This window comes from Streptomyces sp. DI166 (assembly GCF_900091315.1).
Lineage (GTDB): Bacteria > Actinomycetota > Actinomycetes > Streptomycetales > Streptomycetaceae > Streptomyces > Streptomyces fuscus.
This window is the reverse complement of record NZ_FLSP01000019.1, coordinates 86,531-105,491: the sequence shown is the minus strand read 5'-3', so window position 1 is coordinate 105,491 and position 18,961 is coordinate 86,531. Positions and strand designations below refer to the sequence as shown.

Genomic DNA, 18,961 nt, shown 5'->3' with positions numbered 1-18,961 from the left:
CGATCGTCGCCGAGGCCAGGACCGAGACGAAGACCGAGGCGCCCGCGCAGCAGCAGGGCGAGGCCAAGGGCGACGCCGGTGACGGCGAGGGCCGCCGCCGCGACCGGCGTGAGCGCGGCCGGGACCGCGACCGCGGTGACCGCGGCGACCGTCGCAAGGGCGACGACCAGCAGGGCGGCCAGCGCGGCCAGCAGCAGAACCAGCAGCAGGGCGGCGGCCGTCAGGACCGCGGCCAGCAGCAGGACGACGACGACTTCGAGGGCGGCCGCCGTGGCCGTCGCGGCCGCTACCGCGACCGCCGGGGCCGTCGTGGCCGCGACGACGTGCAGGAGCCGCAGATCGCCGAGGACGACGTCCTGATCCCGGTCGCGGGCATCCTGGACATCCTCGACAACTACGCCTTCATCCGGACCTCCGGCTACCTGCCGGGCCCGAACGACGTGTACGTCTCCCTCGCCCAGGTCCGCAAGAACGGCCTGCGCAAGGGCGACCACATCACCGGCGCCGTCCGCCAGCCGAAGGAAGGCGAGCGGCGCGAGAAGTTCAACGCGCTGGTGCGCCTGGACTCGGTCAACGGCATGGCGCCCGAACACGGCCGCGGCCGCCCGGAGTTCAACAAGCTCACCCCGCTCTACCCGCAGGACCGCCTCCGCCTGGAGACGGACCCGGGCGTGCTCACCACCCGCATCATCGACCTCGTGTCGCCGATCGGTAAGGGCCAGCGCGGTCTGATCGTGGCCCCGCCGAAGACCGGCAAGACCATGATCATGCAGGCGATCGCCAACGCGATCACGCACAACAACCCCGAGTGCCACCTGATGGTCGTCCTGGTCGACGAGCGTCCGGAAGAGGTCACCGACATGCAGCGGTCGGTCAAGGGCGAGGTCATCTCCTCGACCTTCGACCGCCCGGCCGAGGACCACACCACGGTCGCCGAGCTCGCCATCGAGCGCGCCAAGCGCCTGGTGGAGCTGGGCCACGACGTGGTCGTGCTGCTCGACTCGATCACGCGTCTGGGCCGTGCGTACAACCTCGCCGCCCCGGCCTCCGGCCGCATCCTGTCCGGTGGTGTCGACTCGACCGCCCTGTACCCGCCGAAGCGCTTCTTCGGTGCGGCCCGCAACATCGAGGACGGCGGTTCGCTGACCATCCTCGCCACCGCCCTGGTGGACACCGGGTCCCGCATGGACGAGGTGATCTTCGAGGAGTTCAAGGGCACCGGCAACATGGAGCTCAAGCTCGACCGGAAGCTCGCCGACAAGCGCATCTTCCCGGCGGTGGACGTCGACGCGTCCGGCACCCGCAAGGAAGAGATCCTGCTCGGCAACGAGGAACTGGCCGTCGTCTGGAAGCTGCGCCGGGTGCTGCACGCGCTCGACCAGCAGCAGGCGATCGAGCTGCTGCTCGACAAGATGAAGCAGACGAAGTCGAACGTCGAGTTCCTGATGCAGATCCAGAAGACGACGCCCACGCCCGGCAACGGCGACTGAGCGAAGTCGTGGACAGAGGGCCGCTCCTGGTTCAGGGGCGGCCCTCCGTCGTTGTCGGACCCACGGGGTACGATCACGGCTCTTCGAACTCGTGATCCCGAGGGGGGACATTCGTGGGTACAGCCATGTCCGGGGGCGGGCGCCACAGACGTCGGATACGGATCGCCCTGCCCGTCGCCGCAGCGGGCGTCGCGGCCGCTGTCGCCGCCGCGGTGCTGACCTCGTCGGCCGGCGCCGCCTCCGCGCAGCCGAACCCGCCGTCGATGGAGCGCGCGGGCGCGCCCACGCTCGCGGAGCTGGAGAAGCGCGTCCTGGGCGCCGCCGCCCATGAGGACACGCTCGCCGCCGAGGCGACCGACAAGTCGTCGCTGAGCAGCTCCTCCAAGGTCGACGCCAAGATCATCGGCGGCACCACCACGACCGTCGCCAACGCGCCCTGGATGGCGCAGCTCTGGTACCAGGACGAGACGAACGGCGTCTACTTCTTCTGCGGCGGCGCGGTCGTCGCCCCGACGAAGATCCTCACCGCCGCGCACTGCGTCAAGGGCTACGACTGGGCCACCAACGGCGCGGTCGTCACCGGTGCCACCGAGCTGCCCGACGACGACCTCAACGGCGGCACCGCCACCGGCGTCCTGCGCCAGTGGAGCCACCCGTCCTACAGCGCGCGGACGATCGACAACGACATCGCGGTCATCACGCTGAACAACCCGGTCAAGGCGACGCCGATCAGGATGACGACGTCCACCGAGACCGCCGCCTACGCGGCCGGCACCAGCGCCAAGGTCTACGGCTGGGGCCGTACCACCTCCACCAGCGAGGAGATCTCCCCGACGCTGAAGACGGCCACCCTGCCGATCCAGTCCGACACCACCTGCGCGGGCTACTACGGCGCCGACTTCGTCAAGGGGCACATGGTCTGCGCGGGCAAGCCCGCCACCGGCAGCGACAGCGGCACCACCTCCGCCTGCAACGGCGACTCCGGCGGCCCGCTGGTCGTCAACAACCGCATCGTGGGCGTGGTCTCCTGGGGCGTCACGGACTGCGTCGCCAAGGGCGCCTACAGCGTCTTCACGAAGGTGAAGACGTACGTCGGCGCGACCTGGCCGCGCATCGACGACACCAACCTGAGCTTCGACGACAAGGCCGACCTGTGGGTGCGCAACGCCTCCACCAAGACCGGCTACGAGAAGGACTCCAAGGGCACCTCCTTCGGCGCCCGCCAGTCCTGGGGCTACTGGCCCCACAACGCCATCCTGCAGAGCGACCTCAACCGCGACGGCTTCCAGGACATCATCGTCCGGCGCAGCTCCGACGGTGATGTGTTCTGGAAGCACTGGGTGCCCTCCAGCGGCTCCTGGGCGACGTCCAAGCTGCGCGACGGCTGGGGCAGCCGGTACCGGATCGTCGCCCCCGGTGACGTCACCGGCGACTACCTGCCGGACCTGCTGTCCGTGGACTCCAGCGGCAAGCTGTGGGTCTACAAGGGCAACGGCAAGGGTGGCTTCCTCTCCGGCCGGGTCCAGGTCGGCGGCACGGGCTGGAAGCAGTACGACCAGCTCGTCGGCCACGGCGACTTCAACGGCGACGGCAGGAACGACCTGATCGCCCGCAACCGCAGCAACGGCAGCCTCTACCTGTACAAGGGCACCGGCTCGGCCTCCACGCCGTTCGGGGCGCGGACCAAGGTGCGTACCTGGAGCACCTCCACGTACAACAAGCTCGCCGCGATCGGCGACGTCAACGGTGACGGCAAGGCCGACCTGCTGGCCCGTACCCCGGCGGCACGCTCTACCTGTACAAGGGCACCGGCAAGGCCACGAGCGAGATCTTCGCCACAAGGATCTCGGTCGGCACCGATTTCAAGCAGTACGACATCTTCGCCTGAAATCGCTGGTGATCCGGCGTCCGAGCGGACGATTCCGGTACGCGCTGTGGCCACTCCTTCACAGGGTGGTCACAGCGCGCTGTGCAACCCTTTGCCGAGTTTCGCCGTCTGACCAGGCGGAGTGACGATGGTGCGGTAAGGGATATTTCCACCGCGCCTGACCCTGAAAGCAGGGGGTAACCGACCGGACGAGAACCGAGGAGCGCATGTCCGCCGACAGCATGCCGGAGTCCGGCATACCCGAGGGCACCGGCACCAACGGCCCGCGCCGCCGCGCCAAGGGCCACCGCCGCAAGCCCCGTGAGAAGCACGGCAAGGGCCTGCGGATCGCGGCGTGGACCGCCGCGGGCATCGTCGTCCTGGCCGGTGGCGGCGCGGGTTTCCTGTACTTCAAGTTCAACGGCAACATCGACAGCGTCGACATCGACCAGGCCCTCGGCACCGACCGCCCGAAGAAGGTCGACAACGGCTCGGAGAACATCCTCGTCCTCGGCTCCGACACCCGCTCCGGCAGCAACAAGGAGCTCGGCGGCGGCGCCGACGACGGCAGCGCCCGCTCCGACACCGCGATGATCGTGCACGTCTACAAGGGCCACAAGAAGGCCAGCGTGGTCTCCATCCCGCGCGACACCCTCATCGACCGTCCCGAGTGCACCGACGCCGACGGCAACACCCACGCCGCTGCGAACGGCGTGATGTTCAACTCCGCCTACTCCACCGGCGGGGCGGCCTGTGCGGTCAAGACCGTCGAGTCGATCACCGATCTGCGTATGGACCACTACCTGGAGGTCGACTTCCAGGGCTTCCAGAAGCTGGTCGACGACCTCGGCGGCGTCAAGATCACCACCACCGAGGACATCAACGACCCCGACAGCCACCTGAACCTCAAGGCCGGCACCCACCGGCTCGACGGCGAGCAGGCGCTCGGCCTGGTCCGCACCCGGCACGGCGTCGGCGACGGCTCCGACCTCGGCCGCATCCAGCTCCAGCAGGCCTTCATCAAGGCGCTGATCGCCCAGGTCAAGGACGTCGGCCTGTTCACCAACCCGAAGAAGCTCTACGACCTCGCCGACACCGCGACCAAGACCGTCACCACCGACTCCGACCTCGGCTCGGTCAACAAGCTGATGTCGTTCGCCAACGGCCTCAGGGGCATCAGCCCCGACAACATGACCATGATCACGATGCCGGTCCAGTACGACCCCGCGGACCTCAACCGCGTCCTGATCGAGGAGAAGAAGGCCGACAGGGTCTGGAAGGCCCTGAAGGACGACCGCCCGATCCCGAAGTCGGCCACCGAGGGAACGGCCACGGGCCAGGCCAAGGACGTCGTCACCGCCGACTAGCCACCCCGGGGAATACCTCGCCCCCACCCCCCGTTTTGGGGGATGGCCCCAGTCCTGGCAGACTGGTACGTCGGCCCCGGTTCACGCCCCCGCATCCCGCGTCGGCGACCCGGTGCCCTCCCGAAACTAGGAGACACCTTGAAGCGCGACATCCACCCCGAGTACGTCGAGACGCAGGTCAGCTGCACCTGTGGCGCGTCGTTCACCACCCGCAGCACGATCTCCAGCGGCACCATCCGCGCCGAGGTCTGCTCCGAGTGCCACCCGTTCTACACGGGCAAGCAGAAGATCCTCGACACCGGTGGCCGTGTGGCCCGCTTCGAGGCCCGCTTCGGCAAGGCTGCCGGCTCCAAGAAGTAGCGAGCCCCAATCCGCCGGTCCACGGCCGCACCCCCGCCCGGGTGCGTCCGGGACCGGCGTTTTTGGTCGCCCGCCACTTCCCTTCCCGTACGCATTTCAGGAGCCCCAAGATGTTCGAGGCCGTCGAGGAACTCGTCGCCGAGCACGCCGATCTGGAGAAGCGACTCGCCGACCCGTCGGTCTTCGCCGACCAGGCGAACGCGCGCAAGCTCAACAAGCGCTACGCCGAGCTCACCCCGATCGTCGCCACCTACCGTTCCTGGAAGCAGACGGGCGACGACATCGAGACCGCGCGCGAACTGGCCGCCGACGACCCGGACTTCGCCGCCGAGGTCAAGGAGCTGGACAAGCAGCGCGAGGAGCTGACCGAGAAGCTGCGCCTGTTGCTGGTCCCGCGCGACCCCAGCGACGACAAGGACGTCATCCTGGAGATCAAGGCGGGCGCCGGCGGCGACGAGTCCGCCCTCTTCGCGGGCGACCTGCTGCGCATGTACCTGCGCTACGCCGAGCGCGTCGGCTGGAAGACCGAGATCATCGACGCCACCGAGTCCGAGCTGGGCGGCTACAAGGACGTCCAGGTCGCCGTGAAGTCCCGCGGCGCCACCGAGCCCGGCCAGGGCGTCTGGGCCCGGCTGAAGTACGAGGGCGGCGTGCACCGCGTGCAGCGCGTCCCGGCCACCGAGTCCCAGGGCCGTATCCACACCTCCGCCGCCGGTGTGCTGGTCACCCCGGAGGCCGAGGAGGTCGACGTGGAGATCAACCCCAACGACCTCCGGATCGACGTCTACCGCTCCTCCGGCCCCGGCGGGCAGTCCGTCAACACCACGGACTCCGCCGTGCGCATCACGCACATCCCCACCGGAGTGGTCGCTTCCTGCCAGAACGAGAAGAGCCAGCTGCAGAACAAGGAGCAGGCACTGCGTATCCTGCGCTCCAGGCTGCTCGCCGCGGCGCAGGAGGAGGCGGAGCGGGAAGCCGCCGACGCCCGCCGCAGCCAGGTCCGTACCGTCGACCGCTCCGAGAAGATCCGTACGTACAACTTCCCGGAGAATCGCATCTCGGACCACCGCGTCGGATTCAAGGCGTACAACCTGGACCAGGTCCTGGACGGCGACCTCGACGCGGTGATCCAGGCCTGCGTCGACGCGGACTCGGCCGCCAAGCTCGCGGCCGCGTGAAGGCACGGAGACGGAAGTAACCGGAGGACGAGCGTGCAGCAAGATTTTGGGGGGCGGCCCCCGAACCCCCGCAGCGTGCTGCTCGCGGAGGTGGCCCAGGCCACCCAGCGGCTGGCCGACGCCGGAGTGCCCTCGCCGCGCAACGACGCGGAGGAGCTCGCCGCGTTCGTGCACGGCGTGAAGCGGGGCCAGCTGCACACCGTGAAGGACTCCGACTTCGACGCCCGGTACTGGGAGGTCGTCGCCCGGCGCGAGCAGCGCGAGCCGCTCCAGCACATCACCGGCCGCGCCTTCTTCCGGTACCTGGAGCTCCAGGTCGGCCCCGGCGTCTTCGTGCCCCGCCCGGAGACCGAGTCGGTCGTCGGCTGGGCCATAGACGCCGTACGCGCCATGGACGTCGTCGAGCCGCTCATCGTCGACCTGTGCACCGGCTCCGGCGCCATCGCGCTCGCCCTCGCCCAGGAGGTGCCGCGCTCCCGCGTGCACGCCGTGGAGCTGTCCGAGGACGCGCTGCGGTGGACCCGGAAGAACATGGAGGGGTCCAGGGTCGACCTCCGTCAGGGTGACGCCCTGACGGCCTTCCCGGACCTCGACGGCCAGGTCGACCTGGTCATCTCCAACCCGCCCTACATCCCGCTCACCGAGTGGGAGTACGTGGCGCCCGAGGCCCGCGACTACGATCCCGAACTCGCCCTGTTCTCCGGCGAGGACGGTCTCGATCTCATCCGCGGCCTGGAGCGCACCGCGCACCGGCTGCTGCGCCCCGGCGGGGTCGTGGTCGTCGAGCACGCGGACACCCAGGGCGGCCAGGTGCCGTGGATCTTCACCGAGGAGCGGGGCTGGGCCGACGCGGCCGACCACCCCGACCTCAACAACCGCCCCCGGTTCGCCACGGCCCGCAAGGCCCTGCCGTGAGCACCCCCCAGACCTTTCCGAAGCACGTGTACGAGGAGGCCCGCTAGACATGGCACGGCGATACGACACCAACGACGCGACCGACCGCGCGACCGGTCTGCGCGAGGCCGCGTCCGCCGTCCGCCGGGGCGAGCTCGTGGTGCTTCCGACGGACACCGTGTACGGCGTCGGCGCCGACGCCTTCTCCAAGGAGGCCGTGGGCGACCTGCTGGAGGCCAAGGGCCGCGGCCGCTCCATGCCCACGCCCGTCCTCATCGGCTCCCCGAACACCCTGCACGGCCTGGTCACCGACTTCTCCGAGCTGGCCTGGGAACTGGTCGACGCCTTCTGGCCGGGCGCGCTCACCCTGGTCGCCCGGCACCAGCCGTCCCTCCAGTGGGACCTGGGCGACACCCGCGGCACGGTCGCCGTGCGGATGCCGCTGCACCCGGTGGCCATCGAGCTGCTGACCGACTTCGGCCCGATGGCGGTCTCCTCGGCGAACCTGACCGGTCACCCGGCGCCGGAGGACTGCGACGCGGCCCAGGCGATGCTCGGCGACTCCGTCTCCGTGTACCTGGACGGCGGCCCGACCCCGGGCATCGTGCCGTCATCGATCGTCGACGTCACGCGTGAGATCCCGGTGCTGCTGCGCCAGGGCGCGATCTCGGCGGAGGAGCTCCGCAAGGTCGTACCCGACCTTGAGGTGGCGAATTGACAGCCCCTGACGCGGGGCGTGGCATAGGCAACGGGGAACGAGCCGCGGAGATCACGACCACCTTCGTAGGGCTCCCGCGCGACACCTTCCGGATCCTCCACGTCAGCACCGGCAATGTGTGCCGCTCGCCGATCACCGAGCGGCTGACCCGGCACTTCGTCGCGCAGCGGCTCGGCATCCTCGGCGGTGCGCTGGTCGTGGAGAGCGCGGGCACCTGGGGCCACGAGGGCGCGCCCATGGAGTCCCACGCGGAGACGGTGCTGGCCGAGTTCGGTGCGGACACCTCCGGCTTCGTGGGCCGCGAACTGCTGGACGAGCACGTGATCCGCGCCGACCTGGTGCTGACCGCGACCCGGGACCACCGCGCGCAGGTCATCTCGATGGGCCACTCGGCGGGCCTGCGCACCTTCACCCTGAAGGAGTTCACCCGCCTGGTGCGGGCCATCGACCCGGCGACCCTGCCGCCGCTGGAGGATGGCATCGTCGAGCGCGCCCGTGCCCTGGTGCGCGCCGCCGCGGCCCTGCGCGGCTGGCTGCTGGCCCCCACGGCGGACGCGGACGAGGTCTACGACCCCTACGGTGCCCCCCTCACCTTCTTCCGCTCCATCGGCGACGAGATACACCAGGCCCTGGACCCGGTGGTCACCGCCCTGACCGGCGTACCGGCGCGCGCATAGCCGAGCGGGGCAGGGCCGCCGGGCCTACATTGGGTGCTACGTCACCGTCGACGCCCGGAGCCCACCATGTCGGTCACCCCTGTTCTTGAGGCCGATGTCCTGCGTCGGCAGGACCCCGAGCTGGCGGAGATCCTGCTCGGGGAACGGGAGCGGCAGGCGAGCACGCTGCAGCTGATCGCCGCCGAGAACTTCGTCTCCCCGGCGGTGCTGGCCGCGCTCGGCTCCTCGCTCGCCAACAAGTACGCCGAGGGCTACCCCGGCGCCCGGCACCACGGCGGCTGCGAGATCGTCGACGTCGCCGAACGGATCGCCGTGCAGCGCGCCATGGCGCTGTTCGGCGCCGAGCACGCCAATGTGCAGGCGCACTCCGGCTCCTCCGCCGTCCTCGCCGCCTACGCGGCCCTGCTGCGCCCCGGCGACACCGTCCTCGCCCTCGGCCTGCCCTACGGCGGCCATCTCACCCACGGCTCGCCCGCCAACTTCTCCGGCCGCTGGTTCGACTTCGTGCCCTACGGCGTCGACGCGGAGACCGGGCTCCTGGACCACGACCAGGTCCGCACGCTGGCCCGCACCCACCGGCCCAAGGCCATCGTGTGCGGGTCCATCGCCTACCCCCGCCACATCGACTACGCCTTCTTCCGCGAGGTCGCCGACGAGGTGGGCGCCTACCTGATCGCCGACGCCGCGCACCCCATCGGGCTGGTCGCCGGGGGAGCGGCGCCCAACCCGGTGCCGTACGCGGACATCGTGTGCGCCACCACCCACAAGGTGCTGCGCGGACCGCGCGGCGGAATGATCCTGTGCGGCGCGGAGCTGGCCGAGCGGGTGGACCGGGCGGTCTTCCCCTTCACCCAGGGCGGCGCGCAGATGCACACCATCGCCGCCAAGGCCGTCGCGTTCGGCGAGGCGGCAACACCGGCGTTCACCGCGTACGCCCATCAGGTGGTCGCCAACGCCCGCGTGCTCGCCGCCTGCCTCGCCGAGGAAGGGCTCGTCGTCACCACCGGCGGCACCGACACCCACCTGATCACCGCCGACCCGGCGCCCCTCGGCGTCGACGGACGCACCGGCCGCGGACTGCTGGCCGCCGCCGGGATCGTCCTGGACTGCTGCGCCCTGCCGCACGGCGACGCCCGCGGGCTGCGCCTGGGCACGGCCGCGCTGACCACGCAGGGCATGGGGGAGCGGGAGATGCGGCGGGTCGCCGGCCTGATCGCACGGGTGCTGCGGGGCGAGGCCGAGGCGGGTGCGGTGCGTGAAGAAGTGCGGGAGCTGGCCGGGGGATTTCCGCCGTATCAGCGCTGAGCCGGGGTAGGCGCACCCGTGTGCACAGCCACACGTGCAACCATCGTCGCTACCCGGAAGTCCTCAACCATATGCGTGGATCGCTAGGGTGTGGGGCTGAGATGGCCAGCGAGACCTGTGGGGAAGCCCGTGCGTGAATACCTGCTGACGCTCTGCATCACGGCCGCGGTGACGTACCTGCTCACGGGGCCGGTGCGGAAGTTCGCGATCGTGGCCGGGGCGATGCCGGAGATCCGGGCGCGTGACGTGCACCGGGAGCCCACTCCGCGCCTCGGCGGTATCGCCATGTTCTTCGGTCTGTGCGCGGGTCTGCTGGTCGCGGGCCACCTGACGAACCTCAGCGCTGTCTTCGAGAACTCCAACGAGCCGCGCGCCCTGCTCTCCGGGGCCGCGCTGATCTGGCTGATCGGTGTCCTGGACGACAAGTTCGAGATCGACGCCCTGCTCAAGCTGGGCGGCCAGATGATCGCCGCAGGCGTCATGGTGATGCAGGGCCTGACGATCCTGTGGCTGCCCATTCCGAAGGTCGGCACGGTCGCGCTGACCCAGTGGCAGGGCACGCTGCTGACGGTCGCCCTGGTTGTCATCACCATCAACGCGGTCAACTTCGTGGACGGCCTCGACGGCCTCGCGGCCGGCATGGTGTGCATCGCGGCGGCGGCGTTCTTCATGTACGCCTACCGCATCTGGTACTCGTACGGCATCGAGGCGGCTGCTCCGGCGACCCTCTTCTCCGCCATCCTGATGGGCATGTGCCTGGGGTTCCTGCCGCACAACATGCACCCGGCGCGGATCTTCATGGGTGACTCGGGCTCGATGCTCATCGGGCTGGTACTGGCGGCGGGCGCCATCTCGGTCACGGGGCAGGTCGACCCGGACAACCTCTTCGGTGGCTCCGAGCGGAGCACGGTGCACCAGATGGTGCCCCTGTACATCCCGCTGCTGATGCCGCTGACCATCATCGCGATCCCGGCGGCCGACCTGGTGCTGGCGATCGTCCGGCGCACCTGGCGGGGCCAGTCCCCGTTCGCGGCGGACCGGGGCCATCTCCACCACCGCCTGCTGGAGATCGGCCACTCGCACAGCCGGGCCGTGCTCATCATGTACTTCTGGTCCGCCCTGATCGCCTTCGGCGCCCTGGCCTACTCGGTCAACTCGGCGTCCATGTGGATCGTCCTGGGCGTGGTCTTCCTCAGCGCCATCGGCTTGATCCTCCTCCTGATGCCCCGCTTCCGCCCCCGCGCCCCGCGCTGGGCCCAGTCCTTCGTACCCCCGCGCTACCGCCGCCGCGCGCCCGTAGCGGAACCGGCGGCGGCGACGCCGCAGACGGCGGACGAGGAGGAACCGCGCACGCCGGTGGCGGCGGGGGTGTCGGGGGTCAACGGAGCCACCGCGCTGGGCGCCCGTTCGCGCCTCCTGGACCGGCGGAAAGCCGAGTCGTCGCGCTGACGGCAAGGTAAGAATCTGACTAGAGCATTGCCAAATCGTGGGGGAACGAAGCGGTGCAATATCAGACATAGGGGCGCTGATTCTGCACATACGCGCGCTGTCACTCTCATGTGTGACTCCGGGCACACCTCGCAGGTAAAGACCTCATCAAATAGTTTGTGATACCGTTCACGAGAACCCCGGATAGAGCCGAAGGACCCGTAGTGCGACGGTCCATCGGAGTGAGGTTCTCTCTCAGCCCGGGACTACGCTCGTCCATGACGACACCCTGCCCCCTGTGAAAGCGGAGTTGCCGCCATGCCGTCCAATGACGCCCGGAACCTCTTGCAGTGCGCTGTGCCCACAGCCGCTGCCGGCGCGATTGTCGTCGCCGTCAGCGCCGCGGTCGCCGGCGGCAAGGGTGCGCTCGGTGCAGCGGTCGGCACACTGCTCGCGATTCTGTTCATGGGAATCGGCCTGTACGTACTGCAGTGGACGGCAAAAACGCTCCCGCAGCTGTTTCAGGCCATGGGGCTGATGCTTTATGTCGCCCAGCTTCTGCTTCTCCTGATCTTCGTCGCCCTCTTCAAGGACACCTCTCTCTTCAATGCGAAGGCGTTCGCGGTCGCGCTCGTCGTCGCAACCGTCGTGTGGATGGCCGCGCAAGCCCGTGCGTATATGAAGGCCAAGATCTTCTACGTCGACCCGGACTCCGCGAAGAGTGAGAAGACCGAGAAGACAGGGCCGTCGTCGTGAGAGGTAGGGCCGGGATAAAGGCCGGGGGGAACTCCTGCTATCGTCCGGTGCCAACTGCGGCATCGCGGGCGCGGGCATCCGAGCTGACGCCTGCTCGATCGCGAGGCTTGATGCCCCAGAGCCGCCCTCACATCCGTAACACCAGTCCGGTGCCGACCCGCGGCTGCGCGCCGCGCCGACACAACGAGGTTGCCGTACCCATGCGTCACGCCGAAGGAGCCCGCGGTGAGTGCTGACCAGACCCAGCTCGCCTTTGACTGGAGCTGTCGGATCATGTCCGACAACGGGTGTGGTTTTCCGGCTCCGGGCCTGCACTCGTTCCTGTTCGAGCCGATCGCCACGGTAGGCGGGTTCGAGTTCAACAAGGTGATGCTGCTCGCGCTCATCACCACCCTGCTCGTCATCACGTTCTTCTGGGCCGCGTTCGGCAAGGCCAAGGTCGTTCCGGGCAAGCTGCAGATGGTCGGCGAGGCCGGTTACGACTTCGTGCGCCGCGGCATCGTCTACGAGACCCTCGGCAAGAAGGAGGGCGAGAAGTACGTCCCCCTGATGGTCTCGCTGTTCTTCTTCATCTGGATCATGAACGTCTGGTCCGTGATCCCGCTGGCCCAGTTCCCGGTGTCGTCGATCATCGCGTACCCGATCGTGCTGGCCGCGGTCGTCTACATCGTGTGGATGTCGCTGACCTTCAAGAAGCATGGATTCGTCGGTGGCTTCAAGAACCTCACCGGCTACGACAAGTCGCTCGGCGCGGTCCTGCCGCTCGTCGTCGTCATCGAGTTCTTCTCCAACGTCCTGGTCCGCCCGTTCACGCACGCGGTGCGACTGTTCGCGAACATGTTCGCCGGTCACTTGATGCTGGTCATGTTCACCGTCGCCTCCTGGTACCTGCTGAACAGCTGGATGATCCCGGCGGCCGGCGTCTCCTTCGTGATGACCATCATCATGATCCTCTTCGAGCTTTTCGTGCAGGCGGTCCAGGCGTACGTCTTCGTGCTCCTTGCCTGCTCGTACATTCAGGGCGCTCTCGCCGAGCACCACTGAGCCCCGCCCAACACCCCCTGATCGTCCGGTGACCAACCCCCACCGGTCCGTAAAGAGAAGGAAGAATCAGCATGGCTGCCACTGAGACCCTCGCCGCCGTCTCCGGTTCGCTCGGTTCCATCGGCTACGGCCTCGCCGCCATCGGCCCCGGCGTCGGCGTCGGCATCATCTTCGGTAACGGCACCCAGGCCCTGGCCCGTCAGCCCGAGGCCGCTGGTCTCATCCGTGCCAACCAGATCCTGGGCTTCGCCTTCTGTGAGGCGCTCGCCCTCATCGGCATCGTTATGCCGTTCGTGTTCGGTAAGTGATCACCCCTTACTGACACGCATCGACGAAAGGCACTGATGTGATCGCCAACCTGGTACAGCTGGCGTCCGAGGGCGAGGAGCAGAACCCGCTCATCCCTCCGGGCCCCGAGCTGCTCGTCGGCACCATCGCCTTCGCCATCGTCTTCTTCGTCTTCTGGAAGAAGCTTCTCCCGAACATCAACAAGGTTCTGGAAGAGCGCCGCGCGGCGATCGAAGGCGGTATCGAAGAGGCCGAGGCCATGAAGGTCGAGGCCCAGAGCGTCCTTGAGCAGTACAAGGCACAGCTCGCCGAGGCCCGGCACGAGGCCGCGCGTCTGCGCCAGGAGGCGCAGGAGCAGGGTGCCGCGCTCATCGCCGAGATGCGTGCGGAAGGCCAGCGGCAGCGCGAGGAGATCGTCGCCGCCGGTCACTCCCAGATCGAGGCCGACCGCAAGGCCGCGTCCTCCGCGCTGCGGCAGGACGTCGGCAAGCTCGCCACCGAGCTGGCCGGCAAGCTCGTGGGTGAGTCCCTGGAGGACCACGCCCGTCAGAGCCGGGTCATCGACCGCTTCCTCGACGAGCTTGAGGAGAAGGCCGAGGCCACGCGATGAACGGAGCGAGCCGCGAGGCCCTGGCAGCCGCACGTGAGCGTCTCGACGCGCTGACGGACTCCACGTCCGTGGACGCGGCGCGGCTCGCCGACGAGCTGGCGGCCGTCACCGCGCTGCTCGACCGCGAGGTGTCGCTGCGTCGGGTCCTCACCGACCCGGCGCAGGCCGGTGAGGCCAAGGCCGAGCTGGCCCAGCGCCTGCTCGGCGGCCAGGTCAGCGGTGAGACCGTCGACCTGCTGGCCGGCATGGTGCGCTCCCGCTGGTCGCAGCCGCGCGACCTGGTGGACGCGCTGGAGCAGCTGGCCGACACCGCCGACCTCACCGCCGCCCAGCGCGCGGGCAAGCTCGACAGCGTCGAGGACGAGCTGTTCCGGTTCGGCCGGATCGTCTCCGGCAGCACCGAGCTGCGGGCCGCGCTGACCGACCGTGCCGCCGGCAAGTCCGCCAAGAGCGAGCTGCTGCGCAGCCTGCTGGGCGGTCGCGCCGATGCCACCACCGAGCGCCTGGTGACGCGTCTTGTTACCGCGCCGCGTGGACGTAGCCTGGAGTCGGGACTGGAGTCCCTGTCCAAGCTCGCCGCCGAGCGCCGGGACCGGATGGTCGCCGTGGTCACCTCGGCGGTGCCGCTGAGCGACGGCCAGAAGCAGCGCCTCGGCGCCGCGCTGGCGAAGCTCTACGGGCGTCAGATGCACCTCAACCTGGACGTGGACCCCGAGGTCCTCGGCGGGATCCGGGTGCAGGTCGGGGACGAGGTCATCAACGGCTCGATCGCCGACCGCATCGAGGACGCCGGCCGCCGTCTGGCGGGCTGACCAGCAACTCAATACGCAGTACGTACTTACGGCCCAGTTGGGCCGTGCAGAGGATTCCTGGGGGTCGCCCCCAGACCCCCAAAGAAACTTCGGGCCCAACAAGGAGAGCAGGGAACCCAGATGGCGGAGCTCACGATCCGGCCGGAGGAGATCCGGGACGCACTGGAGACCTTCGTCCAGTCGTACAAGCCGGACGCGGCCTCGCGCGAGGAGGTCGGTACGGTCACCCTTGCCGGCGACGGCATCGCGAAGGTCGAGGGTCTTCCCTCGGCCATGGCCAACGAACTGCTGAAGTTCGAGGACGGCACCCTCGGCCTCGCGCTCAACCTGGAAGAGCGCGAGATCGGCGCCATCGTCCTCGGTGAGTTCAGCGGCATCGAGGAGGGGCAGCCGGTGCAGCGCACCGGTGAGGTCCTCTCCGTGGCCGTCGGCGAGGGCTACCTCGGCCGCGTTGTCGACCCGCTCGGCAACCCGATCGACGGCCTCGGCGAGATCGAGACCAGCGGGCGTCGCGCCCTTGAGCTGCAGGCCCCCACGGTCATGCAGCGCAAGTCGGTGCACGAGCCGATGGAGACCGGCTACAAGGCCGTCGACGCGATGACCCCGATCGGCCGTGGTCAGCGTCAGCTGATCATCGGTGACCGCCAGACCGGCAAGACCGCCCTGGCCGTCGACACGATCATCAACCAGCGCGACAACTGGCGCTCGGGCGACCCGAACAAGCAGGTGCGCTGCATCTACGTCGCCATCGGCCAGAAGGGCTCGACCATCGCGTCGGTCCGCCGCGCGCTGGAGGAGAACGGCGCGCTGGAGTACACGACCATCGTCGCCGCCCCGGCGTCCGACCCGGCCGGCTTCAAGTACCTGGCGCCGTACACCGGTTCGGCCATCGGTCAGCACTGGATGTACGAGGGCAAGCACGTCCTCATCATCTTCGACGACCTGTCGAAGCAGGCGGACGCCTACCGCGCCGTGTCGCTGCTGCTGCGCCGCCCGCCGGGCCGTGAGGCCTACCCCGGTGACGTCTTCTACCTGCACTCCCGTCTGCTGGAGCGCTGCGCGAAGCTCTCCGACGACATGGGCGCCGGCTCGATGACCGGTCTGCCGATCGTCGAGACCAAGGCCAACGACGTCTCGGCGTTCATCCCGACCAACGTCATCTCCATCACCGACGGCCAGTGCTTCCTGGAGTCGGACCTGTTCAACGCCGGTCAGCGCCCCGCGCTGAACGTCGGTATCTCCGTCTCCCGAGTCGGTGGTTCCGCGCAGCACAAGGCGATGAAGCAGGTCTCCGGCCGTCTGCGCGTGGACCTGGCCCAGTTCCGTGAGCTGGAGGCGTTCGCCGCCTTCGGTTCCGACCTGGACGCCGCGTCGAAGGCGCAGCTGGAGCGCGGTCAGCGCATGGTCGAGCTGCTGAAGCAGGCGCAGTACCAGCCGATGTCCACCGAGGACCAGGTCGTCTCCGTGTGGGCCGGTACCACCGGCAAGATGGACGACGTGCCGGTCGCGGACATCCGCCGCTTCGAGAAGGAGCTGCTGGAGTACCTGCACCGCAAGGAGCAGGGCCTCATGACCTCCATCAAGGAGGGCGGCAAGATGTCCGACGACACGCTGACGGCCGTGGCCGACGCGATCGCGGACTTCAAGAAGCAGTTCGAGACCTCCGACGGCAAGCTGCTCGGCGAGGACACTCCGGCCGCTGCCGCCAAGTGACGTAAGGAAGGGACCTGACTCATGGGAGCCCAGCTCCGGGTCTACAAGCGTCGCATCCGATCCGTCACCGCGACCAAGAAGATCACGAAGGCGATGGAGATGATCGCCGCCTCGCGCGTCGTCAAGGCGCAGCGCAAGGTGGCGGCCTCCACGCCGTACGCGCAGGAACTGACCCGCGCGGTCACGGCGGTCGGTACCGGCTCGAACACCAAGCACCCGCTGACCACGCAGGCCGAGACGGTCACGCGGTCCGCGGTGCTGCTCCTGACGAGCGACCGTGGTCTCGCCGGTGCCTTCAACTCCAACGCCATCAAGGCGGCGGAGCTGCTGACCGAGCGCCTGGAGCGCGAGGGCAAGCAGGTCGACACGTACATCGTCGGCCGGCGTGGTCTGGCGCACTACAACTTCCGTGAGCGCAAGGTCTCGGAGTCGTGGACCGGGTTCACCGACGAGCCGACGTACGCGGATGCCAAGAAGGTCGCGGCACCGCTCATCGAGGCCATCGAGAAGGACGCGGCCGACGGCGGCGTGGACGAGCTGCACATCGTCTTCACCGAGTTCGTCTCGATGATGACGCAGACGGCGCTCGACCAGCGGCTGCTGCCGCTCAGCCTCGAAGAGGTGGCGAAGGAGGCGGCCCCGAAGGGCGAGATCCTTCCGCTGTACGACTTCGAGCCCTCGGCGGAGGACGTCCTCGACGCCCTGCTGCCGCGCTATGTGGAGAGCCGTATCTACAACGCGCTGCTCCAGTCGGCCGCCTCCAAGCACGCCGCCACGCGGCGCGCGATGAAGTCGGCCACCGACAACGCCGGAGAGCTCATCGAGACGCTCTCGCGGCTTGCCAACGCGGCCCGCCAGGCCGAAATCACCCAGGAAATCAGCGAGATCGTCGGTGGCTCCGCAGCCCTGGCCGACGCGAGCGCGGGGAGTGACAGGTAAATGACGACGACAGTTGAGACGGCCGCTGCCACGGGCCGCGTCGCCCGGGTCATCGGCCCGGTCGTCGACGTGGAGTTCCCCGTCGACGCGATGCCCGACATCTACAACGCCCTTCACGTCGAGGTGGCCGACCCGGCCAACGCCGGCGAGAAGAAGACGCTGACCCTGGAGGTCGCCCAGCACCTGGGTGACGGCCTGGTCCGCACCATCTCCATGCAGCCCACCGACGGTCTGGTCCGCCAGGCCCCGGTGACCGACACCGGCACGGGCATCACCGTTCCGGTCGGCGACTTCACCAAGGGCAAGGTGTTCAACACCCTCGGTGAGGTGCTGAACGTCGACGAGTCCTACGAGGGCGAGCGCTGGTCCATCCACCGCAAGGCGCCGAACTTCGACGAGCTTGAGTCGAAGACCGAGATGTTCGAGACCGGCGTCAAGGTCATCGACCTTCTCACCCCGTACGTCAAGGGTGGAAAGATCGGTCTGTTCGGTGGTGCCGGCGTCGGCAAGACGGTGCTCATCCAGGAGATGATCTACCGCGTCGCCAACAACCACGACGGTGTGTCGGTGTTCGCCGGTGTCGGTGAGCGCACCCGTGAGGGCAACGACCTGATCGAGGAGATGTCGGACTCCGGCGTCATCGACAAGACCGCGCTGGTCTTCGGTCAGATGGACGAGCCCCCGGGCACCCGTCTGCGCGTGGCCCTGGCCGGTCTGACCATGGCGGAGTACTTCCGCGATGTGCAGAAGCAGGACGTGCTGTTCTTCATCGACAACATCTTCCGCTTCACCCAGGCCGGTTCCGAGGTGTCGACCCTGCTCGGCCGTATGCCCTCCGCGGTGGGCTACCAGCCGAACCTGGCCGACGAGATGGGTCTCCTCCAGGAGCGCATCACCTCGACCCGTGGTCACTCGATCACCTCGATGCAGGCGATCTACGTCCCCGCGGACGACCTGACCGACCCGGCCCCGGCCACCACCTTCGCCCACCTCGACGCGACGACGGTTCTGTCCCGTCCGATCTCCGAGAAGGGCATCTACCCGGCCGTGGACCCGCTGGACTCCACGTCCCGGATCCTGGACCCGCGCTACATCGCGCAGGACCACTACGACGCCGCCATGCGCGTCAAGACGATCCTGCAGAAGTACAAGGACCTCCAGGACATCATCGCGATCCTCGGTATCGACGAGCTGGGCGAGGAGGACAAGCTCGTCGTCCACCGTGCCCGTCGCGTGGAGCGCTTCCTGTCCCAGAACACCCACGTCGCCAAGCAGTTCACCGGCGTGGACGGTTCGGACGTGCCGCTGGACGAGTCGATCGCCGCGTTCAACGCGATCTGCGACGGCGAGTACGACCACTTCCCGGAGCAGGCGTTCTTCATGTGCGGTGGTCTTGAGGACCTGAAGAAGAACGCGAAGGAGCTGGGCGTCTCCTGAGCCTCGCGCTCTTGAAGAGGGGGCGGGTGCGTCCCGCCCCCTCTTTCACGCCTACTAGACTTGTAACCAACACCCGGC

The 18,961-nt window shown here is 68.8% G+C and carries 17 protein-coding genes and 1 pseudogene; all 18 read left to right on the top strand.

Annotated features, from left to right (window positions below; all coding sequences use genetic code 11):
• Positions 1 to 1,490, top strand: a 1,490-nt coding sequence (rho, locus tag GA0115233_RS12495) for a transcription termination factor Rho (RefSeq protein WP_093720258.1), incomplete at its 5' end; no start/stop codon positions are given.
• A gap of 125 nt (positions 1,491 to 1,615) precedes the next feature.
• Positions 1,616 to 3,378, top strand: a pseudogene (locus GA0115233_RS12490) (trypsin-like serine protease).
• A gap of 206 nt (positions 3,379 to 3,584) precedes the next feature.
• Positions 3,585 to 4,724 (top strand): LCP family protein, encoded by a 1,140-nt coding sequence (locus tag GA0115233_RS12485; RefSeq protein WP_093720257.1) that lies wholly within the window; start codon positions 3,585 to 3,587, stop codon positions 4,722 to 4,724.
• A gap of 138 nt (positions 4,725 to 4,862) precedes the next feature.
• Positions 4,863 to 5,084 carry a 50S ribosomal protein L31 gene (rpmE, locus tag GA0115233_RS12480; RefSeq protein ID WP_093720256.1) on the top strand — a complete coding sequence of 74 codons (222 nt, stop codon included), beginning with the start codon at positions 4,863 to 4,865 and terminating at the stop codon, positions 5,082 to 5,084.
• Positions 5,085 to 5,194: 110 nt separating this feature from the next.
• Positions 5,195 to 6,262, top strand: a complete 1,068-nt coding sequence (gene prfA / locus GA0115233_RS12475) for a peptide chain release factor 1 (RefSeq protein WP_093720255.1) — start codon at positions 5,195 to 5,197, stop codon at positions 6,260 to 6,262.
• A gap of 75 nt (positions 6,263 to 6,337) precedes the next feature.
• Positions 6,338 to 7,177, top strand: coding sequence for a peptide chain release factor N(5)-glutamine methyltransferase (prmC, locus tag GA0115233_RS12470; protein ID WP_093720254.1), 840 nt, complete (start codon positions 6,338 to 6,340; stop codon positions 7,175 to 7,177).
• A 49-nt stretch (positions 7,178 to 7,226) separates the two neighbouring features.
• The gene (locus GA0115233_RS12465; RefSeq protein WP_093720253.1) at positions 7,227 to 7,874 is read left to right on the top strand and encodes an L-threonylcarbamoyladenylate synthase; all 648 of its coding nucleotides are present in this window, start codon (positions 7,227 to 7,229) and stop codon (positions 7,872 to 7,874) included.
• A complete protein-coding gene (locus GA0115233_RS12460; protein ID WP_093720252.1) occupies positions 7,871 to 8,551 on the top strand; it encodes an arsenate reductase/protein-tyrosine-phosphatase family protein in 681 nt (226 codons plus the stop codon). The genes GA0115233_RS12465 and GA0115233_RS12460 overlap by 4 nt, the downstream gene beginning before the upstream one ends.
• Positions 8,552 to 8,617: 66 nt before the next feature.
• Complete coding sequence (gene glyA, locus GA0115233_RS12455) at positions 8,618 to 9,856, top strand: serine hydroxymethyltransferase (RefSeq protein WP_093720251.1); 1,239 nt, start codon at positions 8,618 to 8,620, stop codon at positions 9,854 to 9,856.
• Between the two features lie 129 nt (positions 9,857 to 9,985).
• Positions 9,986 to 11,305, top strand: a complete 1,320-nt coding sequence (locus tag GA0115233_RS12450; RefSeq protein WP_093720250.1) for an MraY family glycosyltransferase — start codon at positions 9,986 to 9,988, stop codon at positions 11,303 to 11,305.
• A 297-nt stretch (positions 11,306 to 11,602) separates the two neighbouring features.
• Complete coding sequence (locus GA0115233_RS12445; RefSeq protein ID WP_093720249.1) at positions 11,603 to 12,040, top strand: hypothetical protein; 438 nt, start codon at positions 11,603 to 11,605, stop codon at positions 12,038 to 12,040.
• Between the two features lie 273 nt (positions 12,041 to 12,313).
• The gene (gene atpB, locus GA0115233_RS12440; protein ID WP_093720248.1) at positions 12,314 to 13,084 is read left to right on the top strand and encodes a F0F1 ATP synthase subunit A; all 771 of its coding nucleotides are present in this window, start codon (positions 12,314 to 12,316) and stop codon (positions 13,082 to 13,084) included.
• A 71-nt stretch (positions 13,085 to 13,155) separates the two neighbouring features.
• The gene (locus tag GA0115233_RS12435) at positions 13,156 to 13,392 is read left to right on the top strand and encodes a hypothetical protein (RefSeq protein WP_015657805.1); all 237 of its coding nucleotides are present in this window, start codon (positions 13,156 to 13,158) and stop codon (positions 13,390 to 13,392) included.
• 38 nt (positions 13,393 to 13,430) lie between these two features.
• Positions 13,431 to 13,982 (top strand): F0F1 ATP synthase subunit B, encoded by a 552-nt coding sequence (locus GA0115233_RS12430; RefSeq protein WP_093720247.1) that lies wholly within the window; start codon positions 13,431 to 13,433, stop codon positions 13,980 to 13,982.
• A complete protein-coding gene (locus GA0115233_RS12425) occupies positions 13,979 to 14,794 on the top strand; it encodes a F0F1 ATP synthase subunit delta (RefSeq protein WP_093720246.1) in 816 nt (271 codons plus the stop codon). Before GA0115233_RS12430 ends, GA0115233_RS12425 begins: the two co-directional genes overlap by 4 nt.
• A gap of 120 nt (positions 14,795 to 14,914) precedes the next feature.
• A complete protein-coding gene (gene atpA / locus GA0115233_RS12420) occupies positions 14,915 to 16,507 on the top strand; it encodes a F0F1 ATP synthase subunit alpha (RefSeq protein ID WP_093720245.1) in 1,593 nt (530 codons plus the stop codon).
• 21 nt (positions 16,508 to 16,528) lie between these two features.
• The gene (locus GA0115233_RS12415; protein WP_093720244.1) at positions 16,529 to 17,446 is read left to right on the top strand and encodes a F0F1 ATP synthase subunit gamma; all 918 of its coding nucleotides are present in this window, start codon (positions 16,529 to 16,531) and stop codon (positions 17,444 to 17,446) included.
• Positions 17,447 to 18,883 (top strand): F0F1 ATP synthase subunit beta, encoded by a 1,437-nt coding sequence (gene atpD, locus GA0115233_RS12410; RefSeq protein WP_093720243.1) that lies wholly within the window; start codon positions 17,447 to 17,449, stop codon positions 18,881 to 18,883.
• The last annotated feature ends 78 nt before the right edge of the window (positions 18,884 to 18,961 follow it).

What these genes read in the sequence shown, in the direction of transcription:
- GA0115233_RS12465 (WP_093720253.1), top strand. Translation starts at nt 7,227, where the DNA reads ATGGCACGGCGATACGACACCAACGACGCGACCGACCGCGCGACCGGT.
- GA0115233_RS12415 (WP_093720244.1), top strand. Translation starts at nt 16,529, where the DNA reads ATGGGAGCCCAGCTCCGGGTCTACAAGCGTCGCATCCGATCCGTCACC.
- prfA (WP_093720255.1), top strand. Translation starts at nt 5,195, where the DNA reads ATGTTCGAGGCCGTCGAGGAACTCGTCGCCGAGCACGCCGATCTGGAG.
- GA0115233_RS12445 (WP_093720249.1), top strand. Translation starts at nt 11,603, where the DNA reads ATGCCGTCCAATGACGCCCGGAACCTCTTGCAGTGCGCTGTGCCCACA.
- GA0115233_RS12435 (WP_015657805.1), top strand. Translation starts at nt 13,156, where the DNA reads ATGGCTGCCACTGAGACCCTCGCCGCCGTCTCCGGTTCGCTCGGTTCC.
- atpD (WP_093720243.1), top strand. Translation starts at nt 17,447, where the DNA reads ATGACGACGACAGTTGAGACGGCCGCTGCCACGGGCCGCGTCGCCCGG.
- glyA (WP_093720251.1), top strand. Translation starts at nt 8,618, where the DNA reads ATGTCGGTCACCCCTGTTCTTGAGGCCGATGTCCTGCGTCGGCAGGAC.
- GA0115233_RS12485 (WP_093720257.1), top strand. Translation starts at nt 3,585, where the DNA reads ATGTCCGCCGACAGCATGCCGGAGTCCGGCATACCCGAGGGCACCGGC.
- atpB (WP_093720248.1), top strand. Translation starts at nt 12,314, where the DNA reads ATGTCCGACAACGGGTGTGGTTTTCCGGCTCCGGGCCTGCACTCGTTC.
- GA0115233_RS12425 (WP_093720246.1), top strand. Translation starts at nt 13,979, where the DNA reads ATGAACGGAGCGAGCCGCGAGGCCCTGGCAGCCGCACGTGAGCGTCTC.
- atpA (WP_093720245.1), top strand. Translation starts at nt 14,915, where the DNA reads ATGGCGGAGCTCACGATCCGGCCGGAGGAGATCCGGGACGCACTGGAG.